This is a genomic window from Citrobacter sp. Cpo221 (assembly GCF_030332345.1).
Classification (GTDB): Bacteria; Pseudomonadota; Gammaproteobacteria; order Enterobacterales; family Enterobacteriaceae; genus Citrobacter; species Citrobacter portucalensis.
Window position 1 is genome coordinate 54,771 of the sequence record NZ_JAOWIA010000063.1, and the last position, 15,848, is coordinate 70,618.

The window sequence follows — 15,848 nt, forward strand, 5'->3', positions numbered from 1 at the left end:
GTTAGAGATGAAAAAGGCGCTTCTGGTGGTCAGCTTTGGCACCAGCTATCACGACACCTGCGAGAAAAATATTGTGGCCTGTGAGCGCGATCTCGCAGCCAGTTGCCCCGACCGCGACCTGTTCCGGGCGTTTACCTCCGGGATGATTATCCGCAAGCTCAAGCAGCGCGACGGCATTGAAATCGACACGCCGCTGCAGGCGCTGCAAAAACTGGCGGAGCAGGGGTATCAGGATGTGGCTATTCAGTCACTGCACATTATCAATGGCGACGAATACGAAAAAATTGTCCGCGAAGTGCAAAGTATGCGTCCGCTGTTTTCACGCCTGACGCTGGGTGTACCGCTGCTCAGCAGCCATGAAGATTACACCCAGTTGATGCTGGCGCTGCAACAGCAGATGCCGGCGCTTGGCGAAAGTGAAAAAGTGGTGTTTATGGGACACGGCGCCAGCCACCATGCTTTTGCCGCCTATGCCTGTCTTGACCACATGATGACGGCGCAGCGCTTTCCCGCGCGGGTTGGGGCGGTGGAAAGCTATCCGGAAGTGGATGTGTTGATTGAAAGTTTATCTCAGGAAGGGGTGACGGCGGTGCATCTGATGCCGCTGATGTTAGTCGCTGGCGACCATGCCATCAACGATATGGCCTCCGACGAAGATGATTCCTGGAAAACGTTGTTCAATGCAGCAGGGATACCGGCTACGCCGTGGCTTAGTGGTCTGGGTGAGAACCCGGCGGTTCGCGCAATGTTCGTGGCACATTTACAGCAGGCGCTTAATGTGGCGCTGGAGGAAGCAGCATGAGCGGAAAACTGTATGCACTGAGCACCGGGCCAGGTGCTTCCGACTTGATTACCGTGCGTGCCGCACGCACGCTGGGCGCGCTGGATATTCTCTATGCGCCTGCCGGGCGTAAAGGCGGTGACAGTCTGGCATTGTCGATTGTACGTGAGTATATCGGTGAACAGACCGAAGTCCGCTGCTGTCATTTTCCTATGAGTGCCGATAGCGTTGAAAAAGAGGCCGTCTGGGATGAAGTTGCTGCCGCGCTGGTTCAGGAAGTCGAGGCCGGTAAGCAGGTGGGGTTTATCACTCTCGGCGATGCGATGCTGTTCAGCACCTGGGTCTTTTTACTTCAGCGTATTGGTTGTCCTGACTGGCTGGAAATCGTTCCTGGCGTCACGTCTTTCGCCGCGATTGCCGCGCGTTCCAAAACGCCGCTCGCTATGGAGCAGCAGTCACTGGCGGTGGTCTCCTGTACCGCACCGGAAGCGGAAATCCAGCAAGCGTTAAAACAGCATGACAGTCTGGTGTTGATGAAAGTGTACGGTCGTTTTGCGCGTATTAAAGCGCTGCTACAACAAGAGGGTTTGTTGGACTGTGCATTAATGATGTCTGAAGCCACGCTGCCAGGTGAACAGTGCTGGCGTCATCTCGATGAGGTGAGCGACGATCAGCCGCTGCCTTATTTCTCGACCATTCTGGTCAATAAACAGTGGGAGTATGCACAATGAAGCTTGAACAACAGCTAAAACAGCTGTCTTTCAGCGGGTTGGCTGCGGCGCTATTACTGATGATTGTTCCTGAACAAGCGTTCGCCATGCACATTATGGAAGGTTTCTTGCCGCCGATGTGGGCGCTGGCCTGGTGGCTGCTGTTTTTACCCTGCCTGTGGTACGGGCTGGTACGTCTGCGCCAAATTGTGCAGGAGGATAACCACCAGAAGGTTTTGCTGGCCCTGTGTGGCGCTTTTATTTTTGTGCTGTCGGCGCTGAAAATTCCTTCCGTTACAGGAAGCTGCTCACATCCTACCGGTGTAGGCCTGGCGGTTATCCTGTTTGGACCGGGCGTGGTTGCCATCCTTGGGGCGATTGTCCTGCTGTTCCAGGCTCTGCTGCTGGCACACGGTGGTTTAACGACGCTCGGCGCGAACGGCATGTCGATGGCGGTAATTGGCCCGGTAGTGGGTTACATGGTGTGGAAAATGGCCTGCCGCGCAGGGCTGCGTCGTGATGTCTGCGTCTTCCTGTGTGCGATGCTGGCGGATCTCGTCACCTATTTTGTGACCTCGGTACAGCTGGGCGTTGCGTTCCCGGATCCCTCTGCTGGTGCTACCGGCTCAATCATTAAGTTCATGGGGATTTTCTGCCTGACGCAGATCCCAATTGCGATTGCGGAAGGGTTACTTACCGTGCTGATTTACGATCAGCTAACCAAACGCCAGTTGATAACCGCACAAGGGCATTAACGATGAAAAAGACGCTGATTATATTGGGCATGGTAGTGGCGCTGGTGATCCTGCCGTTCTTTATCAACCACGGTGGGGAGTACGGCGGTTCAGATGGTGAGGCGGAAAGCCAGATTCAGGCTATTGCCCCGCATTATGAGCCCTGGTTCCAGCCGTTGTATGAACCCGCAAGCGGTGAAATTGAAAGTCTGCTGTTTACACTCCAGGGATCGCTGGGCGCAGCTGTGATTTTCTATATCCTGGGTTACACCAAGGGTAGGCAACGCCGTGATGACCGGGCTTGACAGGCTTAGCTATCAAAGCCGTTGGGTTCATGTCTCGCCGGTGCGGAAATTTCTGCTCTGGCTGGTGATGATGATTCTGGCGTTTACTCTGCCCCCATTGGGGCAGGGTATTGAGCTTTTACTTATTGCCGCGCTGAGCTGCTGGCTGCTGCGTATTTCCTTCTGGCGCTGGTGCCGTTGGATGGCATTACCGTTTGGTTTTCTCACGGTTGGCGTGGTGACCATTTTGTTTAGCATCAGCCGCGATCCACAGACGCTGTTGGCCAGCATACCTGTGGGAAGTTACTGGTTGGGGATCAGCGCACCAGGTCTGGTAACCGCCAATGAAACCTTCTGGCGCAGCCTTGCCGCGCTGGCGGCAACTTTCTGGCTGGTGCTGAATCTGCCGTTTCCGCAATTAATTATCTTACTCAAACGCGCGCATGTTCCTCGCCTGCTAACTGAGCAGATCCTGCTGACCTGGCGGTTTATTTTTATCCTGTTAGACGAGGCGCTGGCTATTCATCGCGCACAAACGCTGCGTTTTGGTTATCGTAGCTTGCCGTTGGGCTACCGCTCTCTGGCAATGCTGGTGGGATTGCTGTTTACCCGCGTGTTGATCCGCTACCAGCAAATGACCACCACACTGGATATCAAACTGTATCAGGGTGATTTTCACCTGTAAGGAAAAGTATGCTTGCCACCTCAGCGCTTTGGTTTCGCTATCAGGATGACCCGATCCTCAAAGGGCTAACGCTGGATTTTTCTACGCATGCCGTCACCGGGCTGGTAGGCGCTAATGGTTGCGGGAAATCCACGCTGTTTATGAACCTGAGTGGCTTATTGCGCCCACAGCAAGGGGCGGTGATGTGGCAGGGCAAACCGCTGGATTACAGCAAGCGCGGCCTGCTGGCGCTGCGTCAACAGGTGGCAACGGTATTTCAGGACCCCGATCAGCAAATCTTTTATACCGATATCGACAGCGATATCGCCTTTAGCCTGCGCAATCTTGGGGTGGATGAGGCTGAAATCGCTCGCCGCGTGGAAGATGCGCTTACGCTGGTCGACGCCCAGCACTTTCGCCATCAGCCCATTCAGTGTTTAAGCCATGGGCAAAAAAAGCGCGTAGCGATTGCCGGGGCGTTGGTGTTGCAGGCGCAGTATTTGCTGCTGGATGAACCTACTGCTGGCCTTGACCCATCAGGCCGCACGCAGATGATTGAGATTATCAAACGCATCGTAGCGCAAGGAAATCACGTCGTAATTTCCAGCCATGATATCGATCTTATCTATGAAGTCAGCGATGCGGTGTACGTTTTACGCCGGGGCGAAGTGCTCACGCACGGCGCGCCAGGCGACGTTTTCGCCCGTACGGATCTTATTGAACAAGCGGGATTAACTCAGCCCTGGCTGGTGAAGCTGCATACCGAGCTGGGCTTCCCGCTGTGTAAAACAGAGGCTGAATTTTTTAGCTGTATGCGAGAGAACGCACTGAAGGAGGCGTCATGACGCAGGCAATAATGTTGCAGGGAACGGCATCTGATGTGGGTAAAAGCGTATTGGTCGCCGGGCTGTGTCGTATTTTTTATCAGGATGGACTGCATACCGCGCCGTTCAAATCGCAGAACATGGCGCTGAACTCTGGCATTACGCCAGAGGGAAAAGAAATGGGCCGCGCGCAAATTTTTCAGGCTGAAGCCGCAGGTATTACGCCAGATGTGCGTATGAACCCGGTGCTGCTTAAACCGACCAGCGATCGAAAAGCGCAGGTGGTGCTGATGGGCAAAGTGGCGACCGATATGGACGCGGTGAGTTACCACGAGTACAAGCCACGTCTGCGGGAACAGATCCTGTCAGTTTATAACAGCCTGGCGCAGGAGTTTGATGTGCTGGTGCTGGAAGGTGCGGGGAGCCCGGCAGAGATTAATCTGCGCGATCGCGATATCGTCAATATGGGTATGGCAGAGATGGCTCAGTGCCCTGTCGTTTTGGTGGCGGATATCGATCGTGGCGGAGTGTTTGCTTCCATTTACGGCACGCTGGCGCTGTTGCACGATCACGAACGCGCGCGGGTAAAAGGGGTGATCATCAATAAGTTTCGCGGTGATGTGACGCTGCTGCACTCCGGTATCGAGCAAATTGAAGCGCTGACCGGTGTTCCGGTTCTGGGCGTGATGCCATGGCTGGATGTTGATCTGGAAGATGAAGATGGCGTTGCGCTGCAAAAGGGCAAGTATTTGCGCACTGACAAACGCGACATCGACATCGCCGTTGTTCAAATTCCGCACATATCTAACTTTACTGATTTCAATGCGCTTGCTGCGCAGCCGGATGTGCGCGTGCGCTATGTTCGTCAGCCTGAAGAGTTGGCGGGGGCCGATCTGGTGATTTTGCCGGGTAGTAAAAATACCCTTGGCGATCTGGTGTGGCTGCGTGAAAGCGGGATGGCACATGGCGTCGTGCAATTACATCGTAATAACGTACCGGTGGTGGGGATTTGCGGCGGCTATCAAATGCTCGGTGACACCATCATTGATGAAGTAGAGTCGGGGCTCGGTACGCTGCCGGGGCTGGGCTTGCTCAATACAGTCACCCATTTTGCCCAGCACAAAACCACGACCCTGGTTGAGGGAAAAATGTCCTCATCGCTGCCTGACTGGTTGGCGGGCACGGCGGGGTTATCCGTTCGCGGTTATGAAATTCATATGGGCGAAACAGCATTAACCGATGAATGCCGGTCGGTGATGACGTTGCACAAAGACGGCGGCAACGTTGCTGACGGCGCGGTCACTCCGGATGGCCTGGCGTTCGGCACCTATCTTCACGGTCTTTTCGACAGCGATGATTTCACCCGGGCGTTGATCAATGGCCTGCGAGAACGTAAAGGGTTAGCTCCGCTGGATTCCACCTTCCATTACGCGCAATATAAATCGCAGCAGTTTGATCTGCTGGCGGATGCGATGCGGCAACACATCGATATTGAGAAAATTTATACCATCATGCAGCAACACCGGGAGCCAGTATGATGATTCTGGTTACTGGCGGCGCGCGAAGCGGTAAGAGTCGGCATGCGGAAGCGCTGATCGCTGATTCCCCAAACGTTTTGTATATTGCGACTTCGCAGATTTTTGATGAGGAGATGGCTGCGCGAATTCAGCATCATCGCGATGGACGTCCTGCGCACTGGCGGACAGCCGAACGTTGGCAACATCTTGATGAACTGATCACGGACATGAACGATCCTCAGGAAGCTATTCTGCTGGAATGCATCACCACGATGGTGACCAACTTGCTGTTTGCGCTGGGCGGTGAAAGCGATCCGGACAGCTGGGATTACGCGGCGATGGAGCAGTCTATCGAAGGTGAAATCCGTTCGCTGATCGCAGCCTGTCAGCGCTGCCCGGCAAAGATCGTGTTGGTCACAAACGAAGTGGGAATGGGGATTGTGCCGGAGAACCGTCTGGCGCGGCATTTTCGTGATATTGCAGGACGCGTGAACCAGCGACTGGCGGCGGCAGCGGATGAGGTCTGGCTGGTGGTATCAGGAATTGGAGTCAAAATTAAATGAGTAAGTTGTTCTGGGCAATGCTCTCTTTTATCAGTCGCTTGCCCGTTCCTGCTCGCTGGTCGCAAGGACTGGATTTCGAGCATTATTCCCGCGGTATTGTGATGTTTCCCCTGATTGGCGTCGTGTTGGGAGGGCTGACGGGGCTGGTCTTTATGGCGCTCCAGCCCTGGTGCGGTATTCCGTTGGCGGCCCTTTTTGCGGTGCTGACGCTGGCGTTGCTGACCGGGGGATTTCATCTGGATGGTCTGGCGGATACCTGTGACGGCATTTTTTCGGCGCGCCGACGTGAGCGGATGCTGGAAATCATGCGCGACAGTCGTCTGGGCACCCACGGTGGACTGGCGTTAATTTTCGTTTTACTGGCGAAGGTGCTGGTGGTGAGTGAACTGGCTTTGCGTGGCACGCCGATGCTGGCCGCGCTGGCAGCTGCATGTGTCGCCGGGCGAGGAACGGCGGTGTTGCTGATGTATCGGCATCGCTATGCCCGCGAAGAAGGGCTGGGCAACGTTTTTATTGGCAAAGTCACCGGGCGTCAAACCTGCGTTACGTTGGGATTAGCGGCGATCCTTGCCGCCGTGCTACTTCCCGGCATGCGCGGCGTGGCAGCGCTAGTTGTCACAATAGTGGCGATTTTTATTCTTGGGCAGTTATTAAAACGCACGTTGGGTGGGCAAACCGGCGATACGCTGGGCGCTGCCATTGAACTTGGCGAGTTGATTTTCTTGCTGGCTCTGCTCTGAGTCAGCCCACATACTGGAACCCTTATGCAGACTTTAACCTCTTTACTCCGCACGATCCCATCACCCGACAGTGCCGCGATGCTGCGTGCACAGCGGCATATCGACGGCTTGCTTAAGCCGCCGGGAAGTTTGGGGCGACTCGAATCTCTCGCCGTACAATTGGCCGGGATGCCAGGCCTGAAGGGTGTGCCGCATGTGAATGGCAAAGCGATGCTGGTGATGTGCGCCGATCACGGTGTGTGGGATGAAGGGGTTGCCGTTTCGCCTAAAGTTGTCACGGCTATTCAGGCTGCCAATATGACGCGTGGAACGACCGGCGTCTGCGTCCTGGCCGCTCAGGCGGGGGCGAAGGTCCATGTGATAGATGTTGGGATTGATGCTGAACCTATTCCCGGTGTGGTGAATATGCGTGTGGCACGCGGCTGCGGCAATATAGCCGAAGGTCCGGCAATGAGCCGTTCGCAGGCAGAAGAGCTGTTGCTGGAAGTCATCCGCTATACCCATGAACTGGCAAAAGACGGCGTAACGCTGTTTGGTGTCGGTGAGCTTGGTATGGCAAATACCACACCTGCGGCGGCCATTGTCAGTGTGCTGACCGGCAGTGATGCTGAGGAAGTTGTGGGTATTGGCGCTAACCTTCCTCTTTCTCGGGTGGGGAATAAGGTAGACGTTGTGCGCCGGGCAATTGCCGTCAATCAACCGGATCGCCTTGACGGTGTCGATGTGCTGGCTAAGGTTGGCGGGTTTGATCTTGTCGGTATGGCGGGGGTGATGCTTGGTGCGGCCTCCTGTGGCCTGCCGGTCGTGCTGGATGGTTTTCTTTCGTATTCTGCTGCTCTGGCGGCCAGCCAGATTGCACCGCAGATTAAACCCTACCTAATCCCGTCACACTTCTCCGCTGAGAAAGGTGCCCGCACCGCGCTGGCGCATCTTGAATTAGATCCTTATCTGAATATGGGGATGCGTTTAGGTGAAGGTAGCGGGGCCGCGCTGGCGATGCCGATTATTGAAGCTGCCTGCGCAATGTACAAAAATATGGGGCAGTTAGCCGCCAGCAATATTGTGCTTCCAGATGGTAAGGAAGCGTAGTTACCGCTCAACCTGAACCTCGCCTGATGGCGAGGTTTTTTTATGCGCAGATATGTCGTAACCCACTAAAACAGATAATAAAAGCTATACTTAACGGATATCTGTTGCGACGAAGGAAAGGAAAAAGATGCGTCGTGTAAAACTGCTTTGTTCACTCATTATGCTGCTTGCGAGTCATGGCGCACTGGCGGTGAGTTATCCGCTGCCGCCAGAGGGGAGTCGCCTGGTGGGTAGTCCTTTGACTATTACGGTTCCACCAGGAAACACCAAGCCGCTGGAGGCATTTGCCGCTCAGTACGGGCAGGGGTTGAGCAATATGCTTGAAGCTAATCCGGGCGTCGATGTTTTTCTGCCTAAATCGGGTTCAACGCTGGTTGTGCCGCAGCAACTGATACTTCCGGATACCGTGCGCGAAGGGATTGTCATCAACGTCGCCGAGATGCGGCTTTACTATTATCCTGCTGGCAGCAATACGGTTGAGGTTTTACCCATTGGCATTGGTCAGGCGGGTAGAGAAACGCCGCGTAACTGGGTGACGGCGGTCGAACGTAAGCAGGAAGCACCAAGCTGGACGCCGACGCCAAATACCCGACGTGAATACGCTGCGCGCGGTGAAAGCTTGCCGGCTTTTGTTCCTGCCGGGCCAGAAAATCCGATGGGCCTGTATGCAATTTATATTGGCAGGCTTTATGCCATTCACGGGACAAATGCCAATTTCGGTATTGGTTTGCGGGTAAGTCAGGGGTGCATCCGTTTGCGGAATGATGACATCAAGTACCTGTTTGATACGGTGCCTGTAGGGACGCGTGTACAATTAATTGACCGACCGGTGAAATACAGCGAAGAGCCGGACGGTAGTCGCTGGGTGGAAGTACATGAGCCGCTGTCACGAAACCGTTCGGAATACGAGTCTGACAGAAAGGTGCCTTTACCAGTTACTCCCGCTTTGCGCACCTTTATCAGCGGGAATGACGTGGATGTGAGCCGCGGGAGCCAGGCGTTGGAAAGACGTTCCGGTATGCCGGTGAACATCAACCTGGTACAGAAGCATTTTTAATTTTCAGGGCGACTTTGTTGACCTTCAGGTCGGATGGGTCGCTTTTTTAATTTGATACTGCCCCATTTTTACCACGCCAATATGGTCAGCCATTAGTTGGGCTTCGTGTTCACTGTGGGTAACCAACAGCGCCGTTTGCCCGGCGGCGCGCAAAATATCCCGTACCTCGTTGCCAAGACGCTCACGTGTGCGCTTATCCAGGCTGGAGAAGGGTTCATCCAGCAACAGGATTTCCGGATGTGGCGCCAACGCGCGCGCAAGGGCGATACGCTGTTGTTGCCCGCCGGAAAGCTCATGCGGATAGCGGTTGGCATGGCTGTGTAACTCCACCATTTTCAACAGCTCAGTCACTCTGGCCTGTTGTTCCTCACGCGGCATGCGACGCAATCCAAAGGCCACATTTTGCTGCGCGGTCAGATGGGGGAATAACGCATACTCCTGGAAGACCATGCCGACATGACGTTTTTCCGGTGGCAGATGAACGCCGGGACCGGCAACACGTCGCTGTGACACATAGATCTCTCCGTTTTGCAGGCGTTCAAATCCGGCAACTGCGCGTAGTACCGTGGTTTTTCCGCAGCCTGAAGCACCCAGCAGACAGGCAATTTCACCTTTACGTACCGACATTGAAAATCCGCTCAGTACCGATTGCTGGCTGTTGCCATAAGCAACGTGTACATCCTGGAGTCGTAATGCAATTTCTGACATTGTTGCTCTCTTAACCACGGCGAGTCATTTGGTGACGCACCAACAAAATAACCGGTAGCGTGCCAGCTAAAACAATCATTAGCGCGGCGATAGCACCTTCTTCATAGGTTCCACGTGCGGCTTCCGCATACAGTAACGTTGCCAGCGTTTCAAAATTGACCGGGCGCAAAAGCAACGTTGTTGGCAGCTCTTTCATGGCATCAGCAAAAACCAGCAGGGCACTGCTGACTAATGCCGGGCGCAGCAGGGGAAAATGGACTCGTGCAAACGTCCCCGCACCATTCTCGCCCAACAGACGAGACGCCTGTTCCAGCGAAGGTGGAATGCGGCCCAGACCAGAATCCAGCGCGCCAATGGCAATCGCCTGGAATCGCATGGCACAACAAATTACCAGCAGGATCCCTGCGGACATCAGCGGCAGGCCGCGAACATCCAGTAAATCGGCCAGCCAGCGGTCGACAGCCATGGCGGGGGGTAAAAAACCAATCGCCAGAATTGTGCCGGGAACCGCATAGCCTAAAGAGGCCAGACGCATCACGCCGCGACGAAATCCCGGCATGGCGTTGTCTGCGGCGCTATGGCGGGCGCTCCAGGCCACCAGCATACTGACACAAACCACCACCAGCGTGGTTCCCGCTGCCAGCGATAGCGTATTTTGCAATGCTGACAGTAACGAAGAGGAAAGGGGGTTCTCATCGCCTATGCGTTTGGCGCTTTCCCACATTAAAAACAGTACCGGTGCCAGAAAACCCAGTACAACCGGCAGTGAAATAACGCCACCGAGCAGCCAACCGCGCCAGCCCTGCACGCGCGAAGGTTGAATTTCCCGCAGGCTGCGGCTGCTGAATCCTTGTTTTCTGCGACCATAAAATTCCAGTGTCAGAATCAGGAATATAAACATCAGCATCATGCAGGCAATTTGCGCCGCAGCAGATAAATCAGAACGTGAGATCCATGTGGTGTACACGGTAACGGTTAACGTCTGTACCCCGAGAAACTCCGATGCGCCAATATCGTTGAGCGTTTCCAGCAGTGCCAGGCTGATCCCAACGGCCAGTGCCGGACGGGCCATGGGCAAAGCAACACGAAAAAAGGTTCCGGTTGCGCTGCATCCCAGCGTGCGTGCGGCTTCCAGTAAATGGGCGGGCTGGCTGATAAACATAGCGCGGGTTGTCAGATACACGTATGGGTAAAGCACTAATCCGAGCAGGATGATTGCGCCGGAAAGTGAGCGTAAATCTGGCAGCCGGAACTGTCTTGGGCTGTCAAAGCCCAGTAAAAAACGGATAAAGGTTTGCAGGGGGCCAATCGGATGCAGCAGATCGAGCCACGCAAAGGCCACAATGTAGGTTGGCATTGCCAGCGGCAACAGTAACGCCCAGCTAAGAATTTTACGTCCAGGAAAATTCCATGCCGTTACCGCCCATGCGCTGCCTACGCCAATCACGCCGACCATCACCGCGACACCGGCTAATAACAGCACGGTATTTTTTAGTGCGGCAGGCAGTACATACGTCAGGAGATTATCCCAGTGAGATAAATCGGCCTGGGTAGCCTGCCAAATTAGCGCAATGATCGGTGTCAGAACGCCAAGCGCTACGCACAGTGCGCCAAGATGTAGCGGCGTTAATAATGACTGCGGCCCGGAAACCAGGCCGCGTAACGTCGGAAACTGCAGAGGTTTATTGATCGAATCCAACTTTATCTACCAGCAGACTAGCTTGTTTACGATATTTAACGATTTCGGTTAACGGCGTTTTATCGACGTCGATTTCACCAATAGTTGCACTGATAACCGGATCAAGCGTCACGCCTTTCAGTACCGGGTATTCGAAGTTCGCTTTCGCATACTGCTGCTGGGCAGGTGCGGAAACCAGATATTCCATCAGCTTAACGGCATCGGCTTTATTTGGCGCATAGCGGGCTACAGCTGCGCCACTGATGTTGACGTGTGTACCGCCATTTTCAAAGGTGGGTTTAACGACTTTAATCGCATCGCCCCACTGACGTGCATCACTGCCTTCTTTGGCGTTTTTCATATGGCCGACGTAATAGGAGTTGGCGAGACCAATATCGCAAATGCCGCCGAGGATATCGCGAGCAACATCGCGGTCGCCACCGGTAGCTTTACGCGCTAGGTTAGCTTTCACACCGCGCAGCCATTCTTCGGTCTTTGCTTCGCCGTGGTGAGCGATCATTGCGGCGATCAGCGCCGTGTTATAAGGATGCTGTCCGGAACGAATACAGACTTTACCTTTGTACTCAGGGCTGGCGAGTTGCTCGTAATGCCAGTTATCGATTGGCAGTGACTTCTCGGCATACAGCACGCGGGCACGCATCGACAGCGCAAACCACTGATTATCTGCGCCGCGCAGATTAGCCGGAATAGCGGTTTTCAGTGCTTCTGACTCTACTGGCTGAGTTACACCCGCTTCCACTAAATCAATGAGATTACCGGCATCGACGGTCATCAGCAGGTCGGCAGGTGAATTTTTACCTTCAGCTTTAACGCGCTCAAGCATACCGTCCTTGATATAGACCGTACTGACTTTGATGCCGCTGGTTTTGGTCCAGCTATCAAGCAAAGGCTGGATCAGACCCGGTTCACGGGTGGTATAGAGCGTTAACGTTTCCTGAGCGAAAGCCGGTAGGCTAACAGAGAAGACCAGGGCAGAGGCAAGTGTGATACGGCGCAGTCCGGCGCGAGGCAGAGAATTCATCGTTTATATCCCAGAGTAATTGGAACGTACAGTGAACCGAGCGGGGGCTCGTTCCTTTGGCTCGCGTACAATAAATGATAATCACTAGCACTTACAATAATTGCAAAGTTTAAACGATTTACATTTACATAACTTTAATCAACGTTGTGATGTGGCATGTAACAGCGGTGCAGAGCAGGCAGGGGGCTTATTAGAGTGTTTTTATAGCGAACGGAAAAGCAAAAAGCCTGCTTAGTTTCCTAAGCAGGCTTCTTAAATATGGCTCCTCTGACTGGACTCGAACCAGTGACATACGGATTAACAGTCCGCCGTTCTACCGACTGAACTACAGAGGAATCGTGTGAACGAGGCGCATATTACTGACCTCACCATGAGGTGTCAACAGTAAAATTAGCACGTCATTTCAATTGGTTAATTAATCTTCAAATTCAGCGTTAATGCACATTTGGTGAGCGACAATGGCCACCTTAGCGGGTATCGCGTAACCGCTCCATGGGGTTCTGGCGGTAAAATTGAATGAAACGTTGCCATAAGGCCGGAAAACGTGGTGCAAATAATTCAGGGGCACTGAAGAAATACTCCGATAGAACGGCAAAGCATTCGGCAGGATCGGTCGCTGCGTAGGCATCTATACTGCACGCGGTTTCACCGACCAGATCAATTTCATCCTGAATGTTATTCATTGCGGCATGCAGGTCGTGCTCCCAACTGGCGATATCGCGCAGGGGGATTGCCGGAACACCGCTGGCACGGTCGCCATTACGCATATCAAGCTTATGTGCCACTTCATGGATGATCAGATTAAAGCCGGAGGCATCAAAAGAATCCTGAATGTCGAGCCAGTTAAGGATTATCGGACCTTGTTGCCAGCTCTGCCCGGACTGTACAACGCGTTGATTATGCACCAGCCCAATATCGTCCTCCCATTCATCGTCTACGACAAACGGGGCAGGGTAGATGAGAACTTCATGAAACCCGTCGAGCCACTCGATCCCTAATTCCAGAACAGGTAAACAGAAAAGCAGCGCAATGCGCGCACTTTTCAGTGGGTCAAGTTCAAACCCCTGAAGCGCTACCAGTCTTTTTTGCTGTAAAAAGCGCTCGGCCAGGGCGATAAGCCTGGCTTGTTCTTGCTCGGTGAGATTCACCAGAAGAGGAATAGCCAGGGCGTCGTCCCACGGCCAGTCGTCACTCCGGGTTGTTTCTTGCTCTTTCCAGGGCCACTTAATCATCGTTTTGCTCGCAAACTCGTCACTTGAACGAAATTGACGGAACGGGGTCTGTTAAAATGCCAAATTACCTGGCATCATGGCAACCGCCAAAACGGAGAGATGCCAGAGCGGCTGAATGGACCGGTCTCGAAAACCGGAGTAGGGGCAACTCTACCGGGGGTTCAAATCCCCCTCTCTCCGCCACTATTCAAACACTTAGCTCAATTCCTTTCAACGACTCACGTCACACTTGGTATGGTGTTGGTATACTTTCTTGGTATATCCCTTCTTACACATTACCCCATTACTACAAATCAAGGATTAGTATTTTGTCATAAAATGCTGTCTGTATTTTTTTTCTTGCCATATACGTCTCCTACTATAAACTCAGCATGTAATGCTTTTGAACGTTTTTTTGTATGAAAAGAGGGGTTATGGCTAACGCGATACTTTGGTATGAGATTAAGAATATCGGTAGCTTTGAAGATGAAGGAGGATTCGTTGACCTTACGACTACAGCTAAGGATAAGAAAAAAGAATTGTGGGTAGATGTTGACGGACACAAGGTCAATTTGATCACTGCTATCATGGGGGCGAATGCCTCTGGCAAGACAACACTCCTTAAGCCGATGTCCTTTTTGAGTTGGTTTTTTTGGTCTATACCAGCAAAAGTAACTGATTATTTGTATTTAAACATTAATCGGCCATATGTAAATCCAGGGATGATTAAAATATGCTTTGTTCTAGATGGAAAAGTATACACATATATTGTCACTGCCTGTGATCATTTTGTAATAAAAGAAGAGCTATATGTAAAGAATGAAAACAATAAAAATATATATGTTTTCAAAAGAAAGTTAGATAAGAAAAAATATAAAAATCAATTAGATAAAAGTAGTGATGAATTTAGCCCTAAAGAGGTTGAAGAACTATTAAAAACAATAAAGTATGATTATATTGAAAAGGCTGAACTTTTCCCTTTAGGTATTCAAGAGGGTAAAAGAACACCTGCTAATACAAGTATAATTTCTGCTGCTAGGCGTGTGGGAGTTCCCTTAGCAATCAACATAGCTGAAAAAATGAGCAATACCACCAACGTAAATGCAATGGGAAGGTATAGCTATGATTATGAAGATTTAGGAGCCACAGCTGAGGATTTATATGATAATCCTATAGCGTTCAAAAGTGTTAAAAATATTCTACGCAAATGGGATTTAGGCTTAGATGATATAACTATAGAGAAAGAAGAGAAGGTTGACATAAATGGTGAGAAGGATGTTTATTACCTTTTGAATGGTGTTCATGAAAAAGAAGATGGTACTAAATTTGAGTTGCCATTTGCTTTCGAATCTGCTGGAACACAAAGTGCATTTATCAGGTTACACAATATAATGCAATGCCTGAAAAAGGGGACGGCATGTTTTATTGATGAACTTGGTGATGACTTACACCCACATATGGTTAAACCCATATTGGAATTATTCATCAGTAAAGAAACAAATCCTTTACATGCGCAGTTGATTTTTACTTGCCATAAACCTGAGCTGATCAATTACTTGGGTAAATATCGGGTATTGATTACTGAGAAAAAGTTCAATAAAAGTGAATGTTACCGACTTGATGATTTCCCATCCAGTGAAGCTCGGGTCGATGATAACATTGCAGCTAAATATTTGGCGGGTGCATTTGGTGGAGTACCAGATTTATGACCAAGCCCAGACGTGCAAGGCGTGGAGTTGAACGAACTAAGCTATTAATGTGCGAAGGAATAACTGACAAAAGATTTGCTGATTGTTTGAAACGCCTTTTAACAACTAGGGCCGCAGGATTTAGTGTTAGACTGGATGATGCTGGTGGCGGGGGGCCGAAATCCGCGATAATGGCAGCTATAAACCACGCAGGTGGTTTTGATAAAAGAGTTGTCTTTATTGATTCAGATCTTGCAATACCCAATGACGCTTTAGCTGCGGCTAGGAATAGGGACATAAAAATCATTCAATCCTCACCACTATGTTTGGAGGGGTTTTTAATGAGGTTAATGGGCCATAATCAACAATTCATCAATTCACAGGATGCGAAAGATTCATTTCATAGGTTTTATAATTTGAGAAATGTTGTAACTCAAGAATGGTATGAAGAGTATATAACACTTCAACACATAAACTCTGTGATTACTGACGAACGACATATTTGCCGAGAGGTACTAACTGACTTACGCAATGTATTCACTGTGTTTTAAAACTGCC

At 51.8% G+C, this 15,848-nt stretch carries 17 protein-coding genes and 2 tRNA genes; 14 read left to right on the forward strand and 5 right to left on the reverse strand.

The genetic code is table 11. The annotated features are described in order from the left end of the window. The first annotated feature begins 7 nt into the window (after positions 1 to 7). The 11 genes from cbiK to ldtA all read left to right on the forward strand — a co-directional run bounded on the left by cbiK (position 8) and on the right by ldtA (position 8,963). Positions 8 to 802 (forward strand): sirohydrochlorin cobaltochelatase, encoded by a 795-nt coding sequence (gene cbiK, locus OGY72_RS23590; protein ID WP_003834103.1) that lies wholly within the window; start codon positions 8 to 10, stop codon positions 800 to 802. After that, on the forward strand, positions 799 to 1,512 hold the full coding sequence (locus tag OGY72_RS23595) for a cobalt-factor II C(20)-methyltransferase (RefSeq protein WP_063940443.1): 714 nt from the start codon (positions 799 to 801) through the stop codon (positions 1,510 to 1,512). The genes cbiK and OGY72_RS23595 overlap by 4 nt, the downstream gene beginning before the upstream one ends. Beyond that, positions 1,509 to 2,246: a cobalt ECF transporter S component CbiM gene (gene cbiM, locus OGY72_RS23600; RefSeq protein ID WP_003834098.1), complete on the forward strand. Its 738-nt coding sequence runs from the start codon at positions 1,509 to 1,511 to the stop codon at positions 2,244 to 2,246. The genes OGY72_RS23595 and cbiM overlap by 4 nt, the downstream gene beginning before the upstream one ends. A 2-nt stretch (positions 2,247 to 2,248) precedes the next feature. Beyond that, positions 2,249 to 2,530 (forward strand): energy-coupling factor ABC transporter substrate-binding protein, encoded by a 282-nt coding sequence (locus OGY72_RS23605; protein ID WP_003030289.1) that lies wholly within the window; start codon positions 2,249 to 2,251, stop codon positions 2,528 to 2,530. Continuing rightward, positions 2,517 to 3,194: an energy-coupling factor ABC transporter transmembrane protein gene (locus tag OGY72_RS23610; RefSeq protein ID WP_003834087.1), complete on the forward strand. Its 678-nt coding sequence runs from the start codon at positions 2,517 to 2,519 to the stop codon at positions 3,192 to 3,194. The genes OGY72_RS23605 and OGY72_RS23610 overlap by 14 nt, the downstream gene beginning before the upstream one ends. 8 nt (positions 3,195 to 3,202) lie before the next feature. Then, on the forward strand, positions 3,203 to 4,018 hold the full coding sequence (locus tag OGY72_RS23615; protein ID WP_048224333.1) for an energy-coupling factor ABC transporter ATP-binding protein: 816 nt from the start codon (positions 3,203 to 3,205) through the stop codon (positions 4,016 to 4,018). Next, positions 4,015 to 5,535: a cobyric acid synthase gene (locus OGY72_RS23620; protein WP_003834085.1), complete on the forward strand. Its 1,521-nt coding sequence runs from the start codon at positions 4,015 to 4,017 to the stop codon at positions 5,533 to 5,535. The genes OGY72_RS23615 and OGY72_RS23620 overlap by 4 nt, the downstream gene beginning before the upstream one ends. After that, complete coding sequence (gene cobU / locus OGY72_RS23625) at positions 5,532 to 6,077, forward strand: bifunctional adenosylcobinamide kinase/adenosylcobinamide-phosphate guanylyltransferase (RefSeq protein WP_003834083.1); 546 nt, start codon at positions 5,532 to 5,534, stop codon at positions 6,075 to 6,077. The genes OGY72_RS23620 and cobU overlap by 4 nt, the downstream gene beginning before the upstream one ends. Continuing rightward, the gene (cobS, locus tag OGY72_RS23630) at positions 6,074 to 6,817 is read left to right on the forward strand and encodes an adenosylcobinamide-GDP ribazoletransferase (RefSeq protein WP_003834082.1); all 744 of its coding nucleotides are present in this window, start codon (positions 6,074 to 6,076) and stop codon (positions 6,815 to 6,817) included. The genes cobU and cobS overlap by 4 nt, the downstream gene beginning before the upstream one ends. Positions 6,818 to 6,841: 24 nt before the next feature. Further along, on the forward strand, positions 6,842 to 7,906 hold the full coding sequence (gene cobT, locus OGY72_RS23635; RefSeq protein WP_286549908.1) for a nicotinate-nucleotide--dimethylbenzimidazole phosphoribosyltransferase: 1,065 nt from the start codon (positions 6,842 to 6,844) through the stop codon (positions 7,904 to 7,906). A 127-nt stretch (positions 7,907 to 8,033) separates the two neighbouring features. After that, positions 8,034 to 8,963, forward strand: coding sequence for a L,D-transpeptidase (ldtA, locus tag OGY72_RS23640; RefSeq protein ID WP_148361815.1), 930 nt, complete (start codon positions 8,034 to 8,036; stop codon positions 8,961 to 8,963). Positions 8,964 to 8,987: 24 nt separating this feature from the next. On the opposite strand, the gene OGY72_RS23645 is transcribed toward ldtA, so the two are convergent. From OGY72_RS23645 to mtfA, 5 genes are all read right to left on the reverse strand, one after another. Then, positions 8,988 to 9,671, reverse strand: a complete 684-nt coding sequence (locus tag OGY72_RS23645; RefSeq protein ID WP_032669186.1) for an ABC transporter ATP-binding protein — start codon at positions 9,669 to 9,671, stop codon at positions 8,988 to 8,990. A 10-nt stretch (positions 9,672 to 9,681) separates the two neighbouring features. Next, positions 9,682 to 11,370 (reverse strand): ABC transporter permease, encoded by a 1,689-nt coding sequence (locus OGY72_RS23650; protein ID WP_286549912.1) that lies wholly within the window; start codon positions 11,368 to 11,370, stop codon positions 9,682 to 9,684. Further along, positions 11,354 to 12,391, reverse strand: a complete 1,038-nt coding sequence (locus OGY72_RS23655; RefSeq protein WP_003834073.1) for an extracellular solute-binding protein — start codon at positions 12,389 to 12,391, stop codon at positions 11,354 to 11,356. Before OGY72_RS23655 ends, OGY72_RS23650 begins: the two co-directional genes overlap by 17 nt. Before the next feature lie 259 nt (positions 12,392 to 12,650). Continuing rightward, positions 12,651 to 12,726 (reverse strand) — tRNA-Asn (locus OGY72_RS23660). A 132-nt stretch (positions 12,727 to 12,858) separates the two neighbouring features. Then, entirely contained in the window at positions 12,859 to 13,623 is a 765-nt protein-coding gene (gene mtfA / locus OGY72_RS23665) for a DgsA anti-repressor MtfA (RefSeq protein ID WP_126317759.1), read from the reverse strand. Between the two features lie 93 nt (positions 13,624 to 13,716). Between mtfA and OGY72_RS23670 the strand changes: the two genes are divergently transcribed. The 3 genes from OGY72_RS23670 (at position 13,717) to OGY72_RS23680 (ending at position 15,841) form a co-directional block, all read left to right on the forward strand. After that, positions 13,717 to 13,806, forward strand: a tRNA-Ser gene (locus OGY72_RS23670). A 230-nt stretch (positions 13,807 to 14,036) separates the two neighbouring features. Next, positions 14,037 to 15,311 carry an AAA family ATPase gene (locus tag OGY72_RS23675; RefSeq protein WP_286549915.1) on the forward strand — a complete coding sequence of 425 codons (1,275 nt, stop codon included), beginning with the start codon at positions 14,037 to 14,039 and terminating at the stop codon, positions 15,309 to 15,311. Then, positions 15,308 to 15,841, forward strand: coding sequence for a hypothetical protein (locus OGY72_RS23680; RefSeq protein ID WP_206159623.1), 534 nt, complete (start codon positions 15,308 to 15,310; stop codon positions 15,839 to 15,841). The genes OGY72_RS23675 and OGY72_RS23680 overlap by 4 nt, the downstream gene beginning before the upstream one ends. Positions 15,842 to 15,848: the final 7 nt, after the last annotated feature.

Bases quoted from the DNA above. Each gene is read 5' to 3' on its own strand.
- cbiK (WP_003834103.1), top strand. From the start codon at position 8: ATGAAAAAGGCGCTTCTGGTGGTCAGCTTTGGCACCAGCTATCACGAC.
- OGY72_RS23595 (WP_063940443.1), top strand. From the start codon at position 799: ATGAGCGGAAAACTGTATGCACTGAGCACCGGGCCAGGTGCTTCCGAC.
- cbiM (WP_003834098.1), top strand. From the start codon at position 1,509: ATGAAGCTTGAACAACAGCTAAAACAGCTGTCTTTCAGCGGGTTGGCT.
- OGY72_RS23605 (WP_003030289.1), top strand. From the start codon at position 2,249: ATGAAAAAGACGCTGATTATATTGGGCATGGTAGTGGCGCTGGTGATC.
- OGY72_RS23610 (WP_003834087.1), top strand. From the start codon at position 2,517: ATGACCGGGCTTGACAGGCTTAGCTATCAAAGCCGTTGGGTTCATGTC.
- OGY72_RS23615 (WP_048224333.1), top strand. From the start codon at position 3,203: ATGCTTGCCACCTCAGCGCTTTGGTTTCGCTATCAGGATGACCCGATC.
- OGY72_RS23620 (WP_003834085.1), top strand. From the start codon at position 4,015: ATGACGCAGGCAATAATGTTGCAGGGAACGGCATCTGATGTGGGTAAA.
- cobU (WP_003834083.1), top strand. From the start codon at position 5,532: ATGATGATTCTGGTTACTGGCGGCGCGCGAAGCGGTAAGAGTCGGCAT.
- cobS (WP_003834082.1), top strand. From the start codon at position 6,074: ATGAGTAAGTTGTTCTGGGCAATGCTCTCTTTTATCAGTCGCTTGCCC.
- cobT (WP_286549908.1), top strand. From the start codon at position 6,842: ATGCAGACTTTAACCTCTTTACTCCGCACGATCCCATCACCCGACAGT.
- ldtA (WP_148361815.1), top strand. From the start codon at position 8,034: ATGCGTCGTGTAAAACTGCTTTGTTCACTCATTATGCTGCTTGCGAGT.
- OGY72_RS23645 (WP_032669186.1), bottom strand. From the start codon at position 9,671: ATGTCAGAAATTGCATTACGACTCCAGGATGTACACGTTGCTTATGGC.
- OGY72_RS23655 (WP_003834073.1), bottom strand. From the start codon at position 12,391: ATGAATTCTCTGCCTCGCGCCGGACTGCGCCGTATCACACTTGCCTCT.
- mtfA (WP_126317759.1), bottom strand. From the start codon at position 13,623: ATGATTAAGTGGCCCTGGAAAGAGCAAGAAACAACCCGGAGTGACGAC.
- OGY72_RS23675 (WP_286549915.1), top strand. From the start codon at position 14,037: ATGGCTAACGCGATACTTTGGTATGAGATTAAGAATATCGGTAGCTTT.
- OGY72_RS23680 (WP_206159623.1), top strand. From the start codon at position 15,308: ATGACCAAGCCCAGACGTGCAAGGCGTGGAGTTGAACGAACTAAGCTA.